This window comes from Geobacillus sp. 47C-IIb, from assembly GCF_014679705.1.
In the GTDB taxonomy this organism is placed as follows: Bacteria; Bacillota; Bacilli; order Bacillales; family Anoxybacillaceae; genus Geobacillus; species Geobacillus thermodenitrificans.
Genome location: NZ_CP061473.1, coordinates 2,251,582 through 2,266,332 on the forward strand (window position 1 = coordinate 2,251,582; position 14,751 = coordinate 2,266,332).

At 45.4% G+C, this 14,751-nt stretch carries 12 protein-coding genes and 1 pseudogene; 7 read left to right on the top strand and 6 right to left on the bottom strand.

Annotated features, from left to right (window positions below):
• Position 1 precedes the first annotated feature (1 nt).
• The 7 genes and pseudogenes from gatA (at position 2) to IC804_RS11485 (ending at position 9,114) form a co-directional block, all read left to right on the top strand.
• The gene (gene gatA / locus IC804_RS11455) at positions 2-1,459 is read left to right on the top strand and encodes an Asp-tRNA(Asn)/Glu-tRNA(Gln) amidotransferase subunit GatA (RefSeq protein WP_008881444.1); all 1,458 of its coding nucleotides are present in this window, start codon (positions 2-4) and stop codon (positions 1,457-1,459) included.
• Positions 1,460-1,472: 13 nt separating this feature from the next.
• Positions 1,473-2,903 (top strand): Asp-tRNA(Asn)/Glu-tRNA(Gln) amidotransferase subunit GatB, encoded by a 1,431-nt coding sequence (gene gatB, locus IC804_RS11460; RefSeq protein WP_008881443.1) that lies wholly within the window; start codon positions 1,473-1,475, stop codon positions 2,901-2,903.
• 186 nt (positions 2,904-3,089) lie between these two features.
• Positions 3,090-4,394: a homocysteine synthase gene (locus IC804_RS11465; RefSeq protein ID WP_008881442.1), complete on the top strand. Its 1,305-nt coding sequence runs from the start codon at positions 3,090-3,092 to the stop codon at positions 4,392-4,394.
• A 608-nt stretch (positions 4,395-5,002) separates the two neighbouring features.
• On the top strand, positions 5,003-5,881 hold the full coding sequence (locus tag IC804_RS11470) for an IS982 family transposase (protein ID WP_171355544.1): 879 nt from the start codon (positions 5,003-5,005) through the stop codon (positions 5,879-5,881).
• A gap of 48 nt (positions 5,882-5,929) precedes the next feature.
• Positions 5,930-6,670: a lanthionine synthetase C family protein gene (locus tag IC804_RS11475; protein ID WP_223812798.1), complete on the top strand. Its 741-nt coding sequence runs from the start codon at positions 5,930-5,932 to the stop codon at positions 6,668-6,670.
• Between the two features lie 341 nt (positions 6,671-7,011).
• A pseudogene (locus IC804_RS19050) lies at positions 7,012-7,704 on the top strand (response regulator transcription factor); the annotation flags it as partial.
• Positions 7,690-9,114, top strand: coding sequence for a HAMP domain-containing sensor histidine kinase (locus tag IC804_RS11485; protein WP_190300700.1), 1,425 nt, complete (start codon positions 7,690-7,692; stop codon positions 9,112-9,114). The pseudogene IC804_RS19050 and the gene IC804_RS11485, both read left to right, overlap by 15 nt.
• Positions 9,115-9,207: 93 nt before the next feature.
• Here the strand turns inward: IC804_RS11485 and IC804_RS11490 are convergent, their stop codons facing one another.
• The 6 genes from IC804_RS11490 to IC804_RS11515 form a co-directional block, all read right to left on the bottom strand.
• Positions 9,208-9,642, bottom strand: a complete 435-nt coding sequence (locus IC804_RS11490; RefSeq protein WP_008881434.1) for a NisI/SpaI family lantibiotic immunity lipoprotein — start codon at positions 9,640-9,642, stop codon at positions 9,208-9,210.
• Positions 9,643-9,696: 54 nt separating this feature from the next.
• On the bottom strand, positions 9,697-10,485 hold the full coding sequence (locus IC804_RS11495; RefSeq protein ID WP_008881433.1) for a lantibiotic immunity ABC transporter MutG family permease subunit: 789 nt from the start codon (positions 10,483-10,485) through the stop codon (positions 9,697-9,699).
• A gap of 1 nt (position 10,486) precedes the next feature.
• Entirely contained in the window at positions 10,487-11,233 is a 747-nt protein-coding gene (locus tag IC804_RS11500; protein WP_008881432.1) for a lantibiotic immunity ABC transporter MutE/EpiE family permease subunit, read from the bottom strand.
• A gap of 18 nt (positions 11,234-11,251) precedes the next feature.
• Positions 11,252-11,941, bottom strand: a complete 690-nt coding sequence (locus IC804_RS11505) for a lantibiotic protection ABC transporter ATP-binding protein (RefSeq protein ID WP_008881431.1) — start codon at positions 11,939-11,941, stop codon at positions 11,252-11,254.
• A gap of 652 nt (positions 11,942-12,593) precedes the next feature.
• Entirely contained in the window at positions 12,594-13,223 is a 630-nt protein-coding gene (locus tag IC804_RS11510; protein WP_011886703.1) for an ABC transporter permease, read from the bottom strand.
• Positions 13,224-13,612: 389 nt separating this feature from the next.
• The gene (locus IC804_RS11515) at positions 13,613-14,746 is read right to left on the bottom strand and encodes a betaine/proline/choline family ABC transporter ATP-binding protein (protein WP_008881428.1); all 1,134 of its coding nucleotides are present in this window, start codon (positions 14,744-14,746) and stop codon (positions 13,613-13,615) included.
• Between the last annotated feature and the right edge of the window lie 5 nt (positions 14,747-14,751).

Consider the following 14,751-nt stretch of genomic DNA (forward strand, 5'->3'; position numbering starts at 1 on the left):
TATGTCGCTCTTTGACCATACGGTGTCCGAATTACATACGTTATTGCAGAAAAAAGAAGTGTCCATTTCGGATTTAGTTGATGAATCATACCGCCGCATCGGCGAAGTGGAAGAAAAAGTACAAGCGTTTTTAACGTTAAACGAAGAACAAGCGCGGGCGAAAGCGAAAGAGCTTGACGACAAGCTGGCGAAAGGCGAGGAAACAAACCCGCTGTTTGGCTTGCCGATCGGCATTAAAGACAACATTGTCACCAAAGGACTGCGCACGACATGTGCCAGCAAAATTTTATATAACTTTGATCCGATTTATGATGCGACCGTTATGGAACGGCTGAATGCTGCGGGCGCGATTACGATCGGGAAGCTGAACATGGACGAGTTTGCCATGGGTTCGTCGACGGAAAACTCCGGGTTCCAGCTGACGCGCAACCCATGGGATTTGGAGCGCGTTCCAGGCGGTTCAAGCGGCGGTTCGGCCGCGGCAGTGGCGGCAGGCGAAGTGCCGTTTTCGCTAGGATCAGATACGGGTGGTTCGATCCGCCAGCCAGCAGCGTTTTGCGGAGTTGTCGGATTGAAGCCGACGTACGGTCGCGTGTCGCGTTTCGGGCTCGTCGCGTTTGCGTCGTCGCTTGACCAAATTGGTCCGATTACGCGCACGGTAGAAGATAATGCATATTTGTTGCAAGTGATCGCTGGCGTTGACCCGATGGATTCGACGTCGGCGAATATTGACGTGCCAAACTACGTTGAGGCGTTAACAGGCGATATCAAAGGGTTGAAAATCGCTGTGCCAAAAGAATATTTAGGCGAAGGCGTCGCCGAAGAAGTACGCCAGTCGGTGCTTGCGGCACTCAGTGTGCTGGAGAAGCTTGGAGCGACATGGGAAGAAGTGTCGCTGCCACATTCGAAATATGCCTTGGCGACGTACTATTTGCTTGCTTCGTCGGAAGCATCTGCCAACCTTGCCCGCTTTGACGGTGTCCGCTACGGCTACCGGACGGACAATGCGAAAAACTTGATCGATATGTACAAACAAACGCGGAGCGAAGGGTTCGGCAGCGAAGTCAAACGCCGTATTATGCTTGGGACGTTTGCCTTAAGCTCGGGCTATTACGATGCGTATTACAAAAAGGCACAAAAAGTGCGGACGTTAATTAAACGCGACTTTGAAAATGTCTTTGAACAATACGATGTCATCATCGGTCCGACGACGCCGACGCCAGCGTTTAAAATCGGCGAGAAAACGAGCGATCCGCTGACCATGTATATGAACGATATTTTAACGATTCCGGTCAACCTTGCGGGTGTACCGGCGATTTCTGTGCCGTGCGGCTTTGTTGATGGCTTGCCGGTCGGCTTGCAAATTATCGGCAAGCATTTTGATGAAAGCACGGTCTACCGTGTCGCTCACGCCTTTGAACAAGCGACCGATTACCATAAGCAAAAACCGGTGTTATAAGGGGGGATAGACGATGAATTTTGAAACGGTCATCGGACTTGAGGTGCACGTCGAGCTGAAAACAAAATCGAAAATTTTCTCAAGCAGCCCGAACGCATTCGGTGCGCCCCCGAATACGCAAACGAACGTCATCGATTTAGGGTATCCGGGTGTGCTGCCGGTCTTGAACCGGCAAGCGGTCGAGTTTGCGATGAAGGCGGCGATGGCGTTAAACTGCGAAATCGCGACCGAGACAAAATTTGACCGCAAAAACTATTTTTATCCGGACAACCCGAAGGCGTACCAAATTTCGCAATACGACCAACCGCTTGGCAAAAACGGTTGGATTGAAATTGAAGTGAACGGGAAAAAGAAAAAAATCGGCATCACCCGCATCCATCTCGAGGAAGATGCCGGTAAATTGATGCATACAGGCGACGGCTATTCGCTTGTTGACTTTAACCGTCAAGGGACGCCACTTATTGAGATCGTCTCCGAGCCGGACATCCGCTCGCCGGAAGAAGCGTACGCCTACTTGGAAAAATTAAAAGCGATCATCCAATATACCGGCGTTTCCGACTGCAAAATGGAAGAAGGGTCGCTTCGCTGCGACGCCAATATTTCGCTTCGCCCGCTCGGTTCGGACAAGTTCGGTACAAAAACGGAATTGAAAAACCTCAACTCATTCAACTTCGTCCGCATGGGGCTCGAGTACGAGGCGAAACGGCAAGAGAAAATTTTGCTCTCCGGTGGCGTCATCCGTCAAGAAACGCGGCGGTTTGACGAAGCGACGAAAACGACCGTTTTGATGCGCGTCAAAGAAGGTTCGGAAGACTACCGTTACTTCCCAGAGCCGGATTTGGTCATGCTTTACATTGACGACGAATGGAAAGAGCGCGTCCGCGCCTCGATTCCGGAGCTGCCGGACGCCCGCCGGAAGCGGTATGTCGAAGAGTGGGGCTTGCCAGAATATGACGCCAAAGTGCTCACACTGACAAAAGAAATGGCCGACTTCTTTGAAGCGACCGTTGCGAACGGCGCTGATCCGAAACTGGCGTCGAACTGGCTCATGGTAGAAGTATCCGGTTACTTAAACTCCGAACAAAAAGAGCTTCATGACATCGCCTTGACGCCGGAAAGTCTAGCTGGGATGATCAAGCTCATCCAAAACGGCACGATTTCGTCGAAAATCGCGAAAAAAGTGTTTAAAGAGCTCGTTGAACACGGCGGCGATCCAGAGAAAATCGTCAAAGAAAAAGGGCTTGTGCAAATTTCCGACGAAGGAGCGCTGCGCAAAATCGTGCTAGAAGTGCTAGATGCCAACCCGCAGTCGGTGGAAGACTATAAAAACGGTAAAGACCGTGCGCTCGGCTTCCTCGTTGGCCAAGTGATGAAAGCAACGAAAGGGCAAGCGAACCCGCCGCTTGTCAACAAGCTGCTTGTTGAAGAAATCAATAAGCGATAAATCAAAAGACAAGGCTGCTGACCGGCAGCCTTGTCTTTTTATTTTATTTTTTAGACTTTTAAAAAAATACAATTGACATCCCTCAATGGAAATGATAGATTTTTAGACAAAACCAACTGAATTAGTTGGATATAGACATCAAGAGGAGCGAGAGAGGAAGAATCAAAACAGAGAGGGATGAGAACGATGAGTGAAGAACGTGCATTCCGCCCAGAGACGCTCGCCATTCATGCGGGGCAACAACCGGATGCAGAAACAGGTTCGCGAGCGGTACCGATTTATCAAACGAGTTCGTATGTATTCCGTGACAGTGAGCACGCGGCCAATTTGTTTGGATTGAAAGAGGAAGGATACATTTATACGCGTATTATGAACCCGACGAACGATGTGCTTGAAAAGCGAATCGCGGCGTTAGAAGGCGGCGTTGGAGCGCTGGCGCTGTCATCGGGGCAGGCGGCAGTGTTTTATTCGCTCATCAACATCGCCTCGGCGGGTGATGAAATTGTATCGTCTTCGTCCATTTACGGCGGCACATACAACTTGTTCGCCCATACGCTGCGCAAATTTGGCATTACGGTGAAGTTTGTTGACTCGTCTGATCCGGAAAACTTTGAGAAGGCCATTACTGGCAAAACGAAAGCAGTGTTTGCTGAAACGATCGGCAACCCGAAAAACGATGTGCTCGACATTGAAGCGGTAGCTGATATCGCTCATCGCCACGGTATTCCGCTCATCGTTGATAACACGGTTGCCAGCCCGTACCTGCTGCGGCCGATTGAGTTTGGCGCTGATATCGTTGTCCATTCGGCGACAAAGTTTATCGGCGGGCACGGCAATTCGATCGGCGGTGTCATTGTCGACAGCGGCAAGTTTGACTGGAAAGGAAGCGGCAAGTTTCCGGAGTTCACCGAACCTGATCCGAGTTATCATGGTTTGGTGTATGTCGATGCTGTTGGGGAAGCAGCGTATATCACGAAAGCGCGTATTCAGCTGTTGCGCGACTTAGGGGCAGCGCTGTCGCCGTTTAATGCGTTTTTGCTTTTGCAAGGATTAGAGACGCTTCATTTACGGATGCAGCGTCATAGCGAAAATGCGCTCGCTGTTGCTAAGTTTTTGGAAGAGGAAGAAGCCGTCGAATCCGTCAGCTATCCAGGGCTTCCAAGCCATCCGTCACATGAACTCGCGAAAAAGTATTTGCCAAACGGGCAAGGTGCGATCGTTACGTTTGAAATCAAAGGTGGCGTCGAAGCCGGGAAAAAATTGATCGACTCGGTGAAGCTGTTCTCGCATTTGGCCAACATCGGTGATTCGAAATCGCTCATCATCCACCCAGCCAGCACGACGCACGAGCAGCTGACCCCGGAAGAACAGCTGTCCGCCGGTGTCACCCCAGGTCTTGTTCGCCTGTCTGTCGGCACGGAGTCGATCGACGACATTTTAGAAGACTTACGCCAAGCCATTCGCCAAAGCCAAACCGTGGCGGTGAAGTAGTGGGCATCAACAGATGCGTATACAACACTACCATGAAATTTAGGGATTGAGAAGTGAGGGCTGAACTAAAACGCACGCGCGTTTTGGATCAGCCCTGCTTTTTTACTCCCAAAGAAGAATTGAGCTCATTCTAGTCGGATAGCGACTGCCATCAAAAGAAAGATGCCTTTTTTATATGGAAAGAGGATAGATCATTGACACACTTGTGGTGTAGAAATTCGTGAGGGGTGTGCTCATTTTAAACGTGCAACTGTACGAAGTGCAGATCTAATGTTCATTGAATAATCAAATGGAAGTGATTGAGCGAACCGAATAGTGCCCTGTATTTGAAAAGAATGAGGAGCGCTTTCGTGTAGCGGTCTTCCTCGTTACGTCAACTGCACCATCCTGATCTTGAACAAGCAAGTCGTCATGTAGAAGATGTTGTGTATTTTGCCAATAACCTTTTGAGATAGTCTCGTATACACAATAAATTTAAAGAACATTATAAAAAATATATACAAATACACCCGTGGTGCTAGATAAAATCTCAAGACATAAAAACAGCCCTTGCATGAGGATCTCCTTTAAAATGAAAGTGCGAACAAACATCCAAAAGGAGAAGTCCCATGCAAGAGCACTTTCATTTTACAATAGACCAAGCAAAAATTCAAAAGCAATATGCCGCGATCTTATTCTTTGTATCAGAACAATTGCCTTGTATCCAGATGTATTTACAACGTCGAAATTGTCATTTGTTGAAGCAAGAGGATGAGGTCATCATCGCCGTCCATGTTCTTGGAAAGTTGTTAGGTTTTACATCCGAACGAGCTTGGCACCGATTTGTGATCGGAAACTTATTTTCGAAAGATTTATTTCCTGAACGCTCTCGATATAACCGTCGTTGTCGAAATCTTGGCTTTGCCGTCAAATGGATCCGATATCAACTAGCCAAACGTGGACAACATCACGCTTATGCGGTGGTGGATAGCTTACCCATTGAACTCTGCCACCACGCACGAATGTATCGCGTCAAACGATTTCAAGGAATCGCAGATATTGGGTATTGTGCATCCAAAAAGATGGCTTACTATGGATTTAAGCTTCATCTTCAGATTACCGACCAAGCGCTTCCGATGGGATATGTCCTGACCGAAGCATCCTGCCACGACCGGACAGCTGCGGAAACCGTGATGGCCCAACTTCCTCATCCGTATACACTTGGCGACAAAGGATATGTGAGCCAAGCCTTGCAAAAGAAACTATACGATGAATACAAAATCGCTTTTTGGACGCCTGCTCGGAAAAATCAACGAGTTGCGCAATCAAAAAAATGGAAACAATGGATGAAGCAAAAACGCAAAATCGTCGAAACTGCGTTCTCGGTTTTAGTGGATTCATTTCGGATTACGGAAATTCGTGCCAATTCGGTTTCTGGATTTGAAACAGCGCTTGATGGCATTTTATTGGCCCATTCTCTCGTTGTTCTTGGGCTAGTGGAGCGTTGACGCTCAACTAGCACCACGGGTATTATAGATTTATCTCAAGATAAACAAATGGAGGATATCAACGTTCCTGGCTGGTATATTCCTCCAATGAATGCTTTTTCAGACACCGAAAGGAGAAAATGGCCATCGGGTTTCTTTAACATTGGGTTGTCTCACGGTATACCTGCTTTACTCATTGTCTTGTGCAATGCCAAAAAACTGAATATTTACGTAGATGGGCAAGATGAATGCATTCAAAGAATAGCTGATTTTCTTATGAAGTTTCAAATTAAAGATGAAAATGGCTCTTATTGGGGGACTCATGTTTCTCTAGAGGAATACAAAAATGGCTCTGTCCTAAACAAAGATACAAGGGATGCCTGGTGTTATGGCACGCCTGGTGTTGCTTATTCGTTACTTATAGCAGGTAAAACTCTAAATAATCAATCATACATTGATTGTGCTGTCAGCGGAATGAAACTGGCAAGCAAACGGCTTTACAACATTTTTTCTCCTTCCTTCTGTCATGGTTTATCGGGAGTTGCGTATATATGCAACAGATTTTATGAAGAAACGAATATCAGCGATTTTAAGGAAGCCGCCTGCAAATTAGTCGATGATATAATAAAATTTTATAATGAGGAATTCCCTTTTGGCTTTAAAAATATTGAGGAGAGCGAAGGAAGCACGAAATATTATGATTATGTGGGACTAATCGATGGAACAGCGGGAATTTTATTGACGATATTAGCTATACAAAACTCGAAAAAAACGCCTTGGGATTGTGCATTTTTATTATCTGAAGTTTAAATGTTGTTTATATACAATGGAAAAGCCGACTGATCGATGGTTAGAGGCAAGCCGCAGAGGGGGCTCCATCATACCTTGGCGTACCGATCGGTCGAACAACTCCCTAAAAAGGGGGTTGTTCGATCGACCGGTCATCGATCAAATATGTTGGAAAAGGTTCATAGACAAGAGGTGTCTTTCACCCGGGCGTCACTCAAGACGTGCGCATTTTTTAGTAAAAAGCAACAAAGAGTAAAGCTTCACATTGCACCTATGAACAATGCAACGGTGTTATGAGATTACCCCATGATATGGGGATGGAATAGGTTAAAATGCGATTCAACTGTATGGGGGATCAAAAGATGAATAACAAGAAAATTTTGGTCGTTGATGATGATGAAGATATTTGCTGCACCATTAAACAATATTTGGAGCTTCATCATTATCAGGTAGAAACGGTCCACAGCGGCGTAGAAGCGTTGAAGATGATAAACGACGATTTTGATTTGATTGTGTTGGATATCATGATGGAAGGAATTGACGGAATGGAGCTGTGTACAATCATTCGTGATCGGGTTGATTACCCTATTGTATTTGTTAGTGCTAAAACGCTGGAGGAAGATAAGGTTCAAGCTCTGGCGATCGGTGGGGATGATTACATCACCAAACCGTTCAGCTTAAAGGAGTTAAAGGCGAGAATTGATTCTCATTTAAGAAGGGAAGAACGGATTCGTTCAAACGAGAGATATCTTTTGAGTTCTAAAAATATTACGATTGATCTTTTGGCTAACGAAGTCTTTTGTAAAGGAAAGAAATTACCGTTAACAAAAAAAGAATATGAGATTGTTAAGTTGTTGATGCTCAATAAAAAGGTCGTTTTCTCCAAAGAAAGAATCTTTGAACGAGTATGGGGGATTGACTCCGACAGCCAGTTAGACACTGTTACAGAAAGCATTAAAAATATTCGAAAGAAAATCAAGGCCGTCGATCCAGAAACCTCTTATATTCAAACATTATATGGGCTCGGTTATAAATGGGATGTGACCGATGAAAAGAATAAAACGATTAAACGAGATTTTTATTTGTTAGTTGTGAAAGTCGTGTTGGCAACGGCAATCTCTTCGGCCGTTACTTATTTATGCTTAATCTATTTGATTATTACATTAGCCACGAACGATGTGGTGAAACCGACCAATTATTTCGTGAAGGATTTGGATTTGATTGAAAAAAAGGTGAAAGAAAACGAAGAGGCGATTTTCAAGGGGAGATTAATTCCCATTCATCGTTACAGTGAAAAGATACAGGGAGAAGTTGTAGACATCAGCGGTAAGCATCTGTATGGTGATCGAGAAATTATAGACGATCAAGTGGATATTAGTCAATCGATCAACCGTGAGATTGTAAAAGGAAGCTATGTGTATCGGTTCATTCCCTTGAAGCATGATAACGCCATTCAGGCGGTATATGTGTTGAAAGCGCCTTTTGGGTTCATCATTAACAATCAAAATCGCTTCGAAGCCGTGTTGATTTATGCTGTGATGTTTATTTCTCCGTTGATCTTTTTTATTGTCTATTTGATTTTCTTTACATCTAGGCTGTACAAATCATTGTTTCATAATGTCAAATTGTTGCTCCAGGCTTCGGATCACATTGCAAGCGGGAATTTTGATTTTCAAGTCTCGGGGTTGAAAAGAAAAGAGTTTATCAAGATCCAGGATTCCTTTAATACCATGATCAGTGCACTGAAAGAAATGGTGGAACGTTTAGCAAAGACCGATGACGAACGAAAAATGATGGTATCATCGATCGCACATGATATCAGAACCCCGTTAACGGTCATCCAAGGACAAATTGATTTGATTCAAGATTTGAGAAAGTTGGACCACTTTGATGTCACTCCCCATTTAGAGATTATTCGCAAAAACTGTGGGAAGATGACCATGTTGACAGATAATTTGTCGTTGCTCTATAAAGTAGAGAATGACCACTTCTCATTGAATGGAAAAGAAGTGGATGTAAGGCAAATCCTTGAGGAGAAAAAACTAGAGATCTCAACAATGGTTTACCATCAAAAATCGATAAACATTTGCTTTGATGTGAATTTGCAAAAATCATCTTACATACTTGATGAAGCGATGTTAATGAGAGTGTTGGACAATATTTTATACAACAGCCTGAGGTTTACAAAAAGCGGAGAAATTAAGTTGGAAGTACATGATGAAAAAGAGGGGAATGAGTGGAAAATCTATTTTCGCTGTTCAGATACAGGAACGGGATTTAAAGAAAACGATACGTCTTTGTTGTTCCAGCCTTTTTACCAGGATAAGCAGTATAAAAATCATGTTGGATTAGGACTGTATATTGCCAAACGAATTGTGAATCATCATGGCGGTGAAATTTGGGCCTACAACAATGAAAAAGGTGGAGCGACGGTTGAATTTTATATTAAGGAGCTATCTGATTAATCATCCAATCTTATGGGCTTTCCGCCGTTATAGAGAGTGGAGAATGCAGCTAGGGAGGAATTTCTCTTTCCCTAGCTGACAGTCTCTAAGCCTTTATTTTCTTTTAGCAATCAAAAATTGGTGGTTCACCGTAACAGCTACTTCTTCATCTGGGTTTACGCCTTTGATGCTGTATACCCAGCCAAAGTTCAAGTGAGTTCGTTTTTCATCCGTTTGATCGGGAATGACTTCGATCTTTCGCAGCTCTTTTTTACTCAAGATTTGATGATGCTCATTGATGGTAATCGTCTCCGCTACTTTCCCGATCGGTTTGTTCAATTGATTCCGATCGACTTTTGCTGCTTGAATCATGTACGTTCGGCCTTGATAGTGAATTTCTTGCAAATTTTCTTTGTTCAACTCGTATTTTGGTAATTTCCGATCGATCTCCATATTTTGTGTGGCTGTCTTTTTTAAGTCACTGACAAGTGAACAACCTCCTATAAAGAGGATTCCAATCAACATGAGGAGTAAGATGAAGTTTTTCATCGTTACTCTGAAACCTCCTTTTTTACCATCCCATTGAGAGGGAGCAGTGAACTTTCATTCATGTGGTTGATTTCCTTCCCAACGATGAAACCAGATCGAACCGATGATGGTGACGATGATGAAGCTTAGAAGGGCATAGGCTATTCCTTCCCATAATGATAGCGAAAAGGAACTTAATAACTGCACCCCCAAGGCTTGCTTTACTTCGGGCATCATAAGAATCGGAAATTGTGAGAGACGAACAGCCCAAGCCCAAGGAATATAGCTCCATACGTGATCGCCTAAGGAAGTTGCGCCAATCAGGGCAGAAATGAGAAATCCGCCGCTTCCTACTGCGATCGAGGCTCCCATTCCAAAGGCAAAGCTGATGAACAGATGCAAAGAAAAAAGGATGAGTGAGCCCACGATGGAGAGCATGGCTCCTTGCAAAAATAACTGATAATGAATGTGCGCCACTTTGAGTACGTATTTCATTCCAAAGAGCATGAGAATCGTCGCTAGCAAGATGTCCGCGCATGCAATAAAGATGAGCAGCGTGAGTTTGCCAACATACCATTGAACTTTGGATACAGGACCGGCCAAGATGTTCATGAAACTTCCTGCTTTTTCTTCTTGATAGGACATCAGCCCAGTCAGTAGGGAGATAATGATCGGTAAGGAAACGGCCATTACTTCAAAAAATCCTTGATAGATTTTCATCTGCCAAAACGTAGAGGTACGGTAGTGCGAAAAATACCATACCATAAAGAGAGAATAAATGATTGGCGTGATGATGACCATCATCCGAATCGCTGTGCGTTTTGTTTTTATCCATTCGGATGACAGAAGGCGAAGAAACGACATGTCAATACACTTCCTTTCGCGCAAACCAAACAGCGGTTAAAAAAGATAACAATAGAAACATGACAAGGGCAATCGCCAGGCCTATTGGAATGACAGAAGGATCCAATAGCGGACTCCCTTTTTCCAAAGGAACACCGTTCGGATGAACCCCGACGATCGGGCACATCATCCTCATTCCCCAGCTCCATGGGATGAACAGCCAATACGGTTGTGCGGCCATGACTACCCCTAAGGCGAGGCCAATGACACTGACAATGATCGAGACTACCATCCCGAACCGCTCGGCCACAAATAATCCGATCGGGATATAGGCTAAAGAGGTCAACCAAATGACCAAGCTGGCGAATACGGCAACCGTAGCTGATGAGAGGCTGTTGGGAAAAAGCCATTTCAATAAAACAAGTAAGATGATCAGCTCTATTGTTGAGAGCAACATGTAATAGGCGATGACGGTGATTTTGCTCCACCATAGACGCACGATGCTAATGTCGTGACAACGCAACACTTTATCGTTTCCTGACTTTTTCTCCCTTACCGTTGACAAGGAAGCGATCAAGGCTGTTCCAATCGGAACAAAAATCAATGGCCACCAATTAAATACGGCATATTCAAAATAATTGTGTGTGGAATTTATAGTTGGCATGGTGATGATGGCGTACAGGACAAAGAAAAGCGGAGCGATGAATACAAGTTTTTTCGCAAACGTCCGCTTATATTTTAAACGTTCTGACTCGAACATATTGAGCATGATTTCCATCCTCCTTCATTACTCGTTCACTACATCGACAAAGAGTTTTTCGAGATCTTGACTTTCGTCTATTTTCCCTTCGTACCTGAGTTTTCCGTTTTGGATAATGCCAATATAATCGGCTAATTGCTTAACTTCGGACAAAATATGGCTCGATAGAATGACGGTGATCCCGTTTTCGGTAAACGATTGAATGAGTTTTCGCAAGTCCTGTATGCCTAATGGGTCCAAGCCGTTTGTTGGTTCGTCGAGAATGAGCAGCTTTGGATGGTTTAAAAGCGCTTTGGCAATTCCTAATCGCTGTTTCATTCCGAGGGAAAATTGAGATGCTTTCTTTTTCCCTGTATTTTCTAAGCCGACGATGTTCAAAACTTCTTGGATCCGCGACTCAGGCAAATGAAGCAATTTAGCGTGAACAAGCAAGTTTTCATGAGCCGTTAGATTGCCGTAAAGAGCAGGGGATTCGATCAGCACACCGATATCTTTTAAGTCTTTTCTGCTCCAAGGATGGCCGTTGATCATGATTTCCCCTTTCGTAGGACGCAAAAGCCCTGTCAGCATTTTTAAAAGGGTTGACTTTCCGGCTCCATTTGGTCCAAGCAATCCATAAACCGTCTGTTTCTTGACTTTAATGGATACATCATCTACGACGAGTTGTTTCCCAAACGCTTTGCTTACATGATGGGTCTCTAACATATACTCTCCCATGTTCATTCTCCTCCTATATATAGAAAATTGGGTGGTGATGTTGCTTTTAGCTGGCATTAGCGAAAGGAGCGATGGCGATATCCGTGCTGTGTTTCATATTAATGGCTCAATGTAATGTTTTTATAAGAAAATGAGCACATGGATGATGTTTTTTACAGATTGGGCTTCGTACCTTGGTTTATCGTTTGCTGTTGCCGTGATCAGCGCTCTTCATTGACCAGTGAATGAAAATGATTGGAAATATCGATGGATTTGAGCGGTTAAGTTGATGTCACATGTGGTGAGGAAACAGAATGGTCAAGGGGGCTGTTGTAGTTCGTACATAGGGAGTGGGAGGCGGATGAATCATCATAAGGGGTAGTGTCCATTTTCATGGTGAGGCGGTTGACTAATGAACAAAACATATCATTTGTGGGGTGGGAATCACCCAACCCACAATGATTTTCAAATCTTATTTATGGCAGCAAAAACTGGACTGAACTTCCTCCGTTTTGTATCCTTACTCAAATAATCATTGACAAGCATTCATTTTGATTAATACGAACGTCAGGGGTTATATCTATATAAATATTCTCGCCCGCTCCGGGGCGAGTAAGCAGGGGAGAGTGGTGTTCGAATTCTTGTTGGGGTGGCGCCAAAGGGCTGATTACAGCTACAGCCCTTTTGGCGTCACTTTCTTTTCCACTTTGCGCAGCAACCAGTCAAACACAATCGCCAAAATGGCAGCTGGGATGGCGCCGGCTAAAATCAAGTTTTTATCGGCGATACGCAAACCGCGGTCGATCAAGTCACCAAGCCCGCCAGCGCCGATAAACGTCGCTAAGGCGGCGACACCGATCGTCAACACCGTTGCTGTGCGCACGCCGGCCATAATGACCGGAAGAGAGAGAGGAAGCTCGACCATCCATAAAATTTGTCGCGATGTCATCCCCATCCCTCGTCCGGCATCAACGAGCGCCGGGTCAACGCCGAGAATGCCCGTGTACGTGTTACGCAAAATCGGCAATAGGGCATAAAGCGTCAAGGCGATGATCGCCGGCAGTTTGCCAATGCCGAAAATCGGCAACATAAACCCAAGCAATGCTAAGCTTGGAATCGTTTGGATGATGGCGGCAATGCCGATAATCGGCTCAGCGAGTTTGCGATACCGCGTCAACACCACACCGAGCGGCACAGCAACCGCAATGGCGATGCCCATGGCAATAGCAGATAACAGTACGTGCTCTTGAAAAGCGATCCAAATCTCTTCTTGTCGTTCGATAAACGTTTGCAATAATTCCATTGTACCCCTCCTTGGTGGAAAAACAGCGGCAGATGGATAGCCGCTTGGTCATCGTGTTATTCCTTCCTTGGTGAAACAATCGTTGGCAGATGGACTAGTTTTCCCCCTTTGGGGAAAAGCGACGGGAAATGAGCCGCGACTTCATCATGGTATGCCATTCGGCAGAAAGGCGGCGGGTCAGCCGCCACTTCGTCCTCGGCTGAAACCGGCCGCCAACCGGATGAGTGATTTCAGCGGCTACTTTTCAAACAAGCAGTCGCATCCCCTTGTCCATAAACCACTTATCAGCAGTTCAACCCTTATTTTAATCGAGCCATCGTTTCAAGCGGTTTGCCAACAAGATGGACAGAAACGGGACATTCCTCTCCACCTATATCTCATTCATTTTTTTATGCATGTTGTTGAAATGTCCACTCAGCAAGCGCGCGCATCATGCTTGAGCGCGTAATACCGCCAACAAGACGGTCGCCGTCGAGCACCGGAATGATGCGCACATCCGAGTCTTGGAACAAAGCAGCGACGTCGGTGACACCCGCTTCTTTTTGTAATGTCGTCACATCGTAATCAGCGATGTCCGCAACAAGCAAATGTTCCTCATTGTATCGTTGTTCGATTTGTTTGAGTGTCACGATGCCGAGAAACGAGTGCTTTTTATCGACGACAACCAAACTGTCTACTTTTCTCGCTTTCATTAGCCGGAACGCTTCGGCTAAGCCACGCCGTGGCGAAATCGTTGCGACGTCATCGGACATTAAATCTTCCGCTGTTGGCACGGCTGTTTGGCGAGTTCGCATTTGCAGCCGATCTTCACCAATAAATTCGCGGACAAACGAGTTCGCTGGTCGCCGAAGCATTTGGTCTGGCGTCGCAAACTGGACGATTTCACCATCTTTCATCAGCGCAATCCGATCGGCAATTTTAATCGCTTCGTCCATATCATGGGTGACAAAGACAATCGTTTTGTGAATCTCCTCTTGCAGACGGATGATGTCATCTTGCAGCTGTTCACGGCTGATCGGGTCGAGAGCGCTAAATGGCTCGTCCATCAAAATGATGTCCGGTTCAGCAGCCAAGGCGCGGACGACACCGACACGTTGCTGTTGGCCGCCGCTGAGCTCCGACGGATAGCGATGCTTGAATGTCGCTGGATCTAAGCCGACGAGCTCAAGCAACTCATCGACCCGCTTTTCATAGGCGTGTTTTTCCCATTTTTTCAGCTTCGGCACGAGCGCAATGTTTTCCGCGATCGTCATATGTGGAAACAAGCCGATTTGCTGGATGACATAGCCGATGTTACGCCGCAGTTCGACCGGATCAAGCTCAGAAATGTCTTGTCCATCGATATACACTTTTCCCGATGTCGGCTCGATTAAGCGGTTGATCATCCGCATCGTTGTCGTTTTCCCGCAACCGCTCGGCCCGATGAGGGCAACCAGCTCTCCTTTACGGATTTCAAGATTGATATTTTTTAAGGCAACGAACCCATCTTCATACTGTTTTGTTACGTTTTCAAACCGAATCATCCACA

Excerpts from the sequence above, each read along its gene's own strand:
- gatA (WP_008881444.1), top strand. The coding sequence starts at position 2 with ATGTCGCTCTTTGACCATACGGTGTCCGAATTACATACGTTATTGCAG.
- IC804_RS11475 (WP_223812798.1), top strand. The coding sequence starts at position 5,930 with ATGGAGGATATCAACGTTCCTGGCTGGTATATTCCTCCAATGAATGCT.
- IC804_RS11470 (WP_171355544.1), top strand. The coding sequence starts at position 5,003 with ATGCAAGAGCACTTTCATTTTACAATAGACCAAGCAAAAATTCAAAAG.
- IC804_RS11495 (WP_008881433.1), bottom strand. The coding sequence starts at position 10,485 with ATGTCGTTTCTTCGCCTTCTGTCATCCGAATGGATAAAAACAAAACGC.
- IC804_RS11505 (WP_008881431.1), bottom strand. The coding sequence starts at position 11,941 with ATGGGAGAGTATATGTTAGAGACCCATCATGTAAGCAAAGCGTTTGGG.
- IC804_RS11465 (WP_008881442.1), top strand. The coding sequence starts at position 3,090 with ATGAGTGAAGAACGTGCATTCCGCCCAGAGACGCTCGCCATTCATGCG.
- IC804_RS11515 (WP_008881428.1), bottom strand. The coding sequence starts at position 14,746 with ATGATTCGGTTTGAAAACGTAACAAAACAGTATGAAGATGGGTTCGTT.
- IC804_RS11490 (WP_008881434.1), bottom strand. The coding sequence starts at position 9,642 with ATGAAAAACTTCATCTTACTCCTCATGTTGATTGGAATCCTCTTTATA.
- gatB (WP_008881443.1), top strand. The coding sequence starts at position 1,473 with ATGAATTTTGAAACGGTCATCGGACTTGAGGTGCACGTCGAGCTGAAA.
- IC804_RS11510 (WP_011886703.1), bottom strand. The coding sequence starts at position 13,223 with ATGGAATTATTGCAAACGTTTATCGAACGACAAGAAGAGATTTGGATC.
- IC804_RS11500 (WP_008881432.1), bottom strand. The coding sequence starts at position 11,233 with ATGCTCAATATGTTCGAGTCAGAACGTTTAAAATATAAGCGGACGTTT.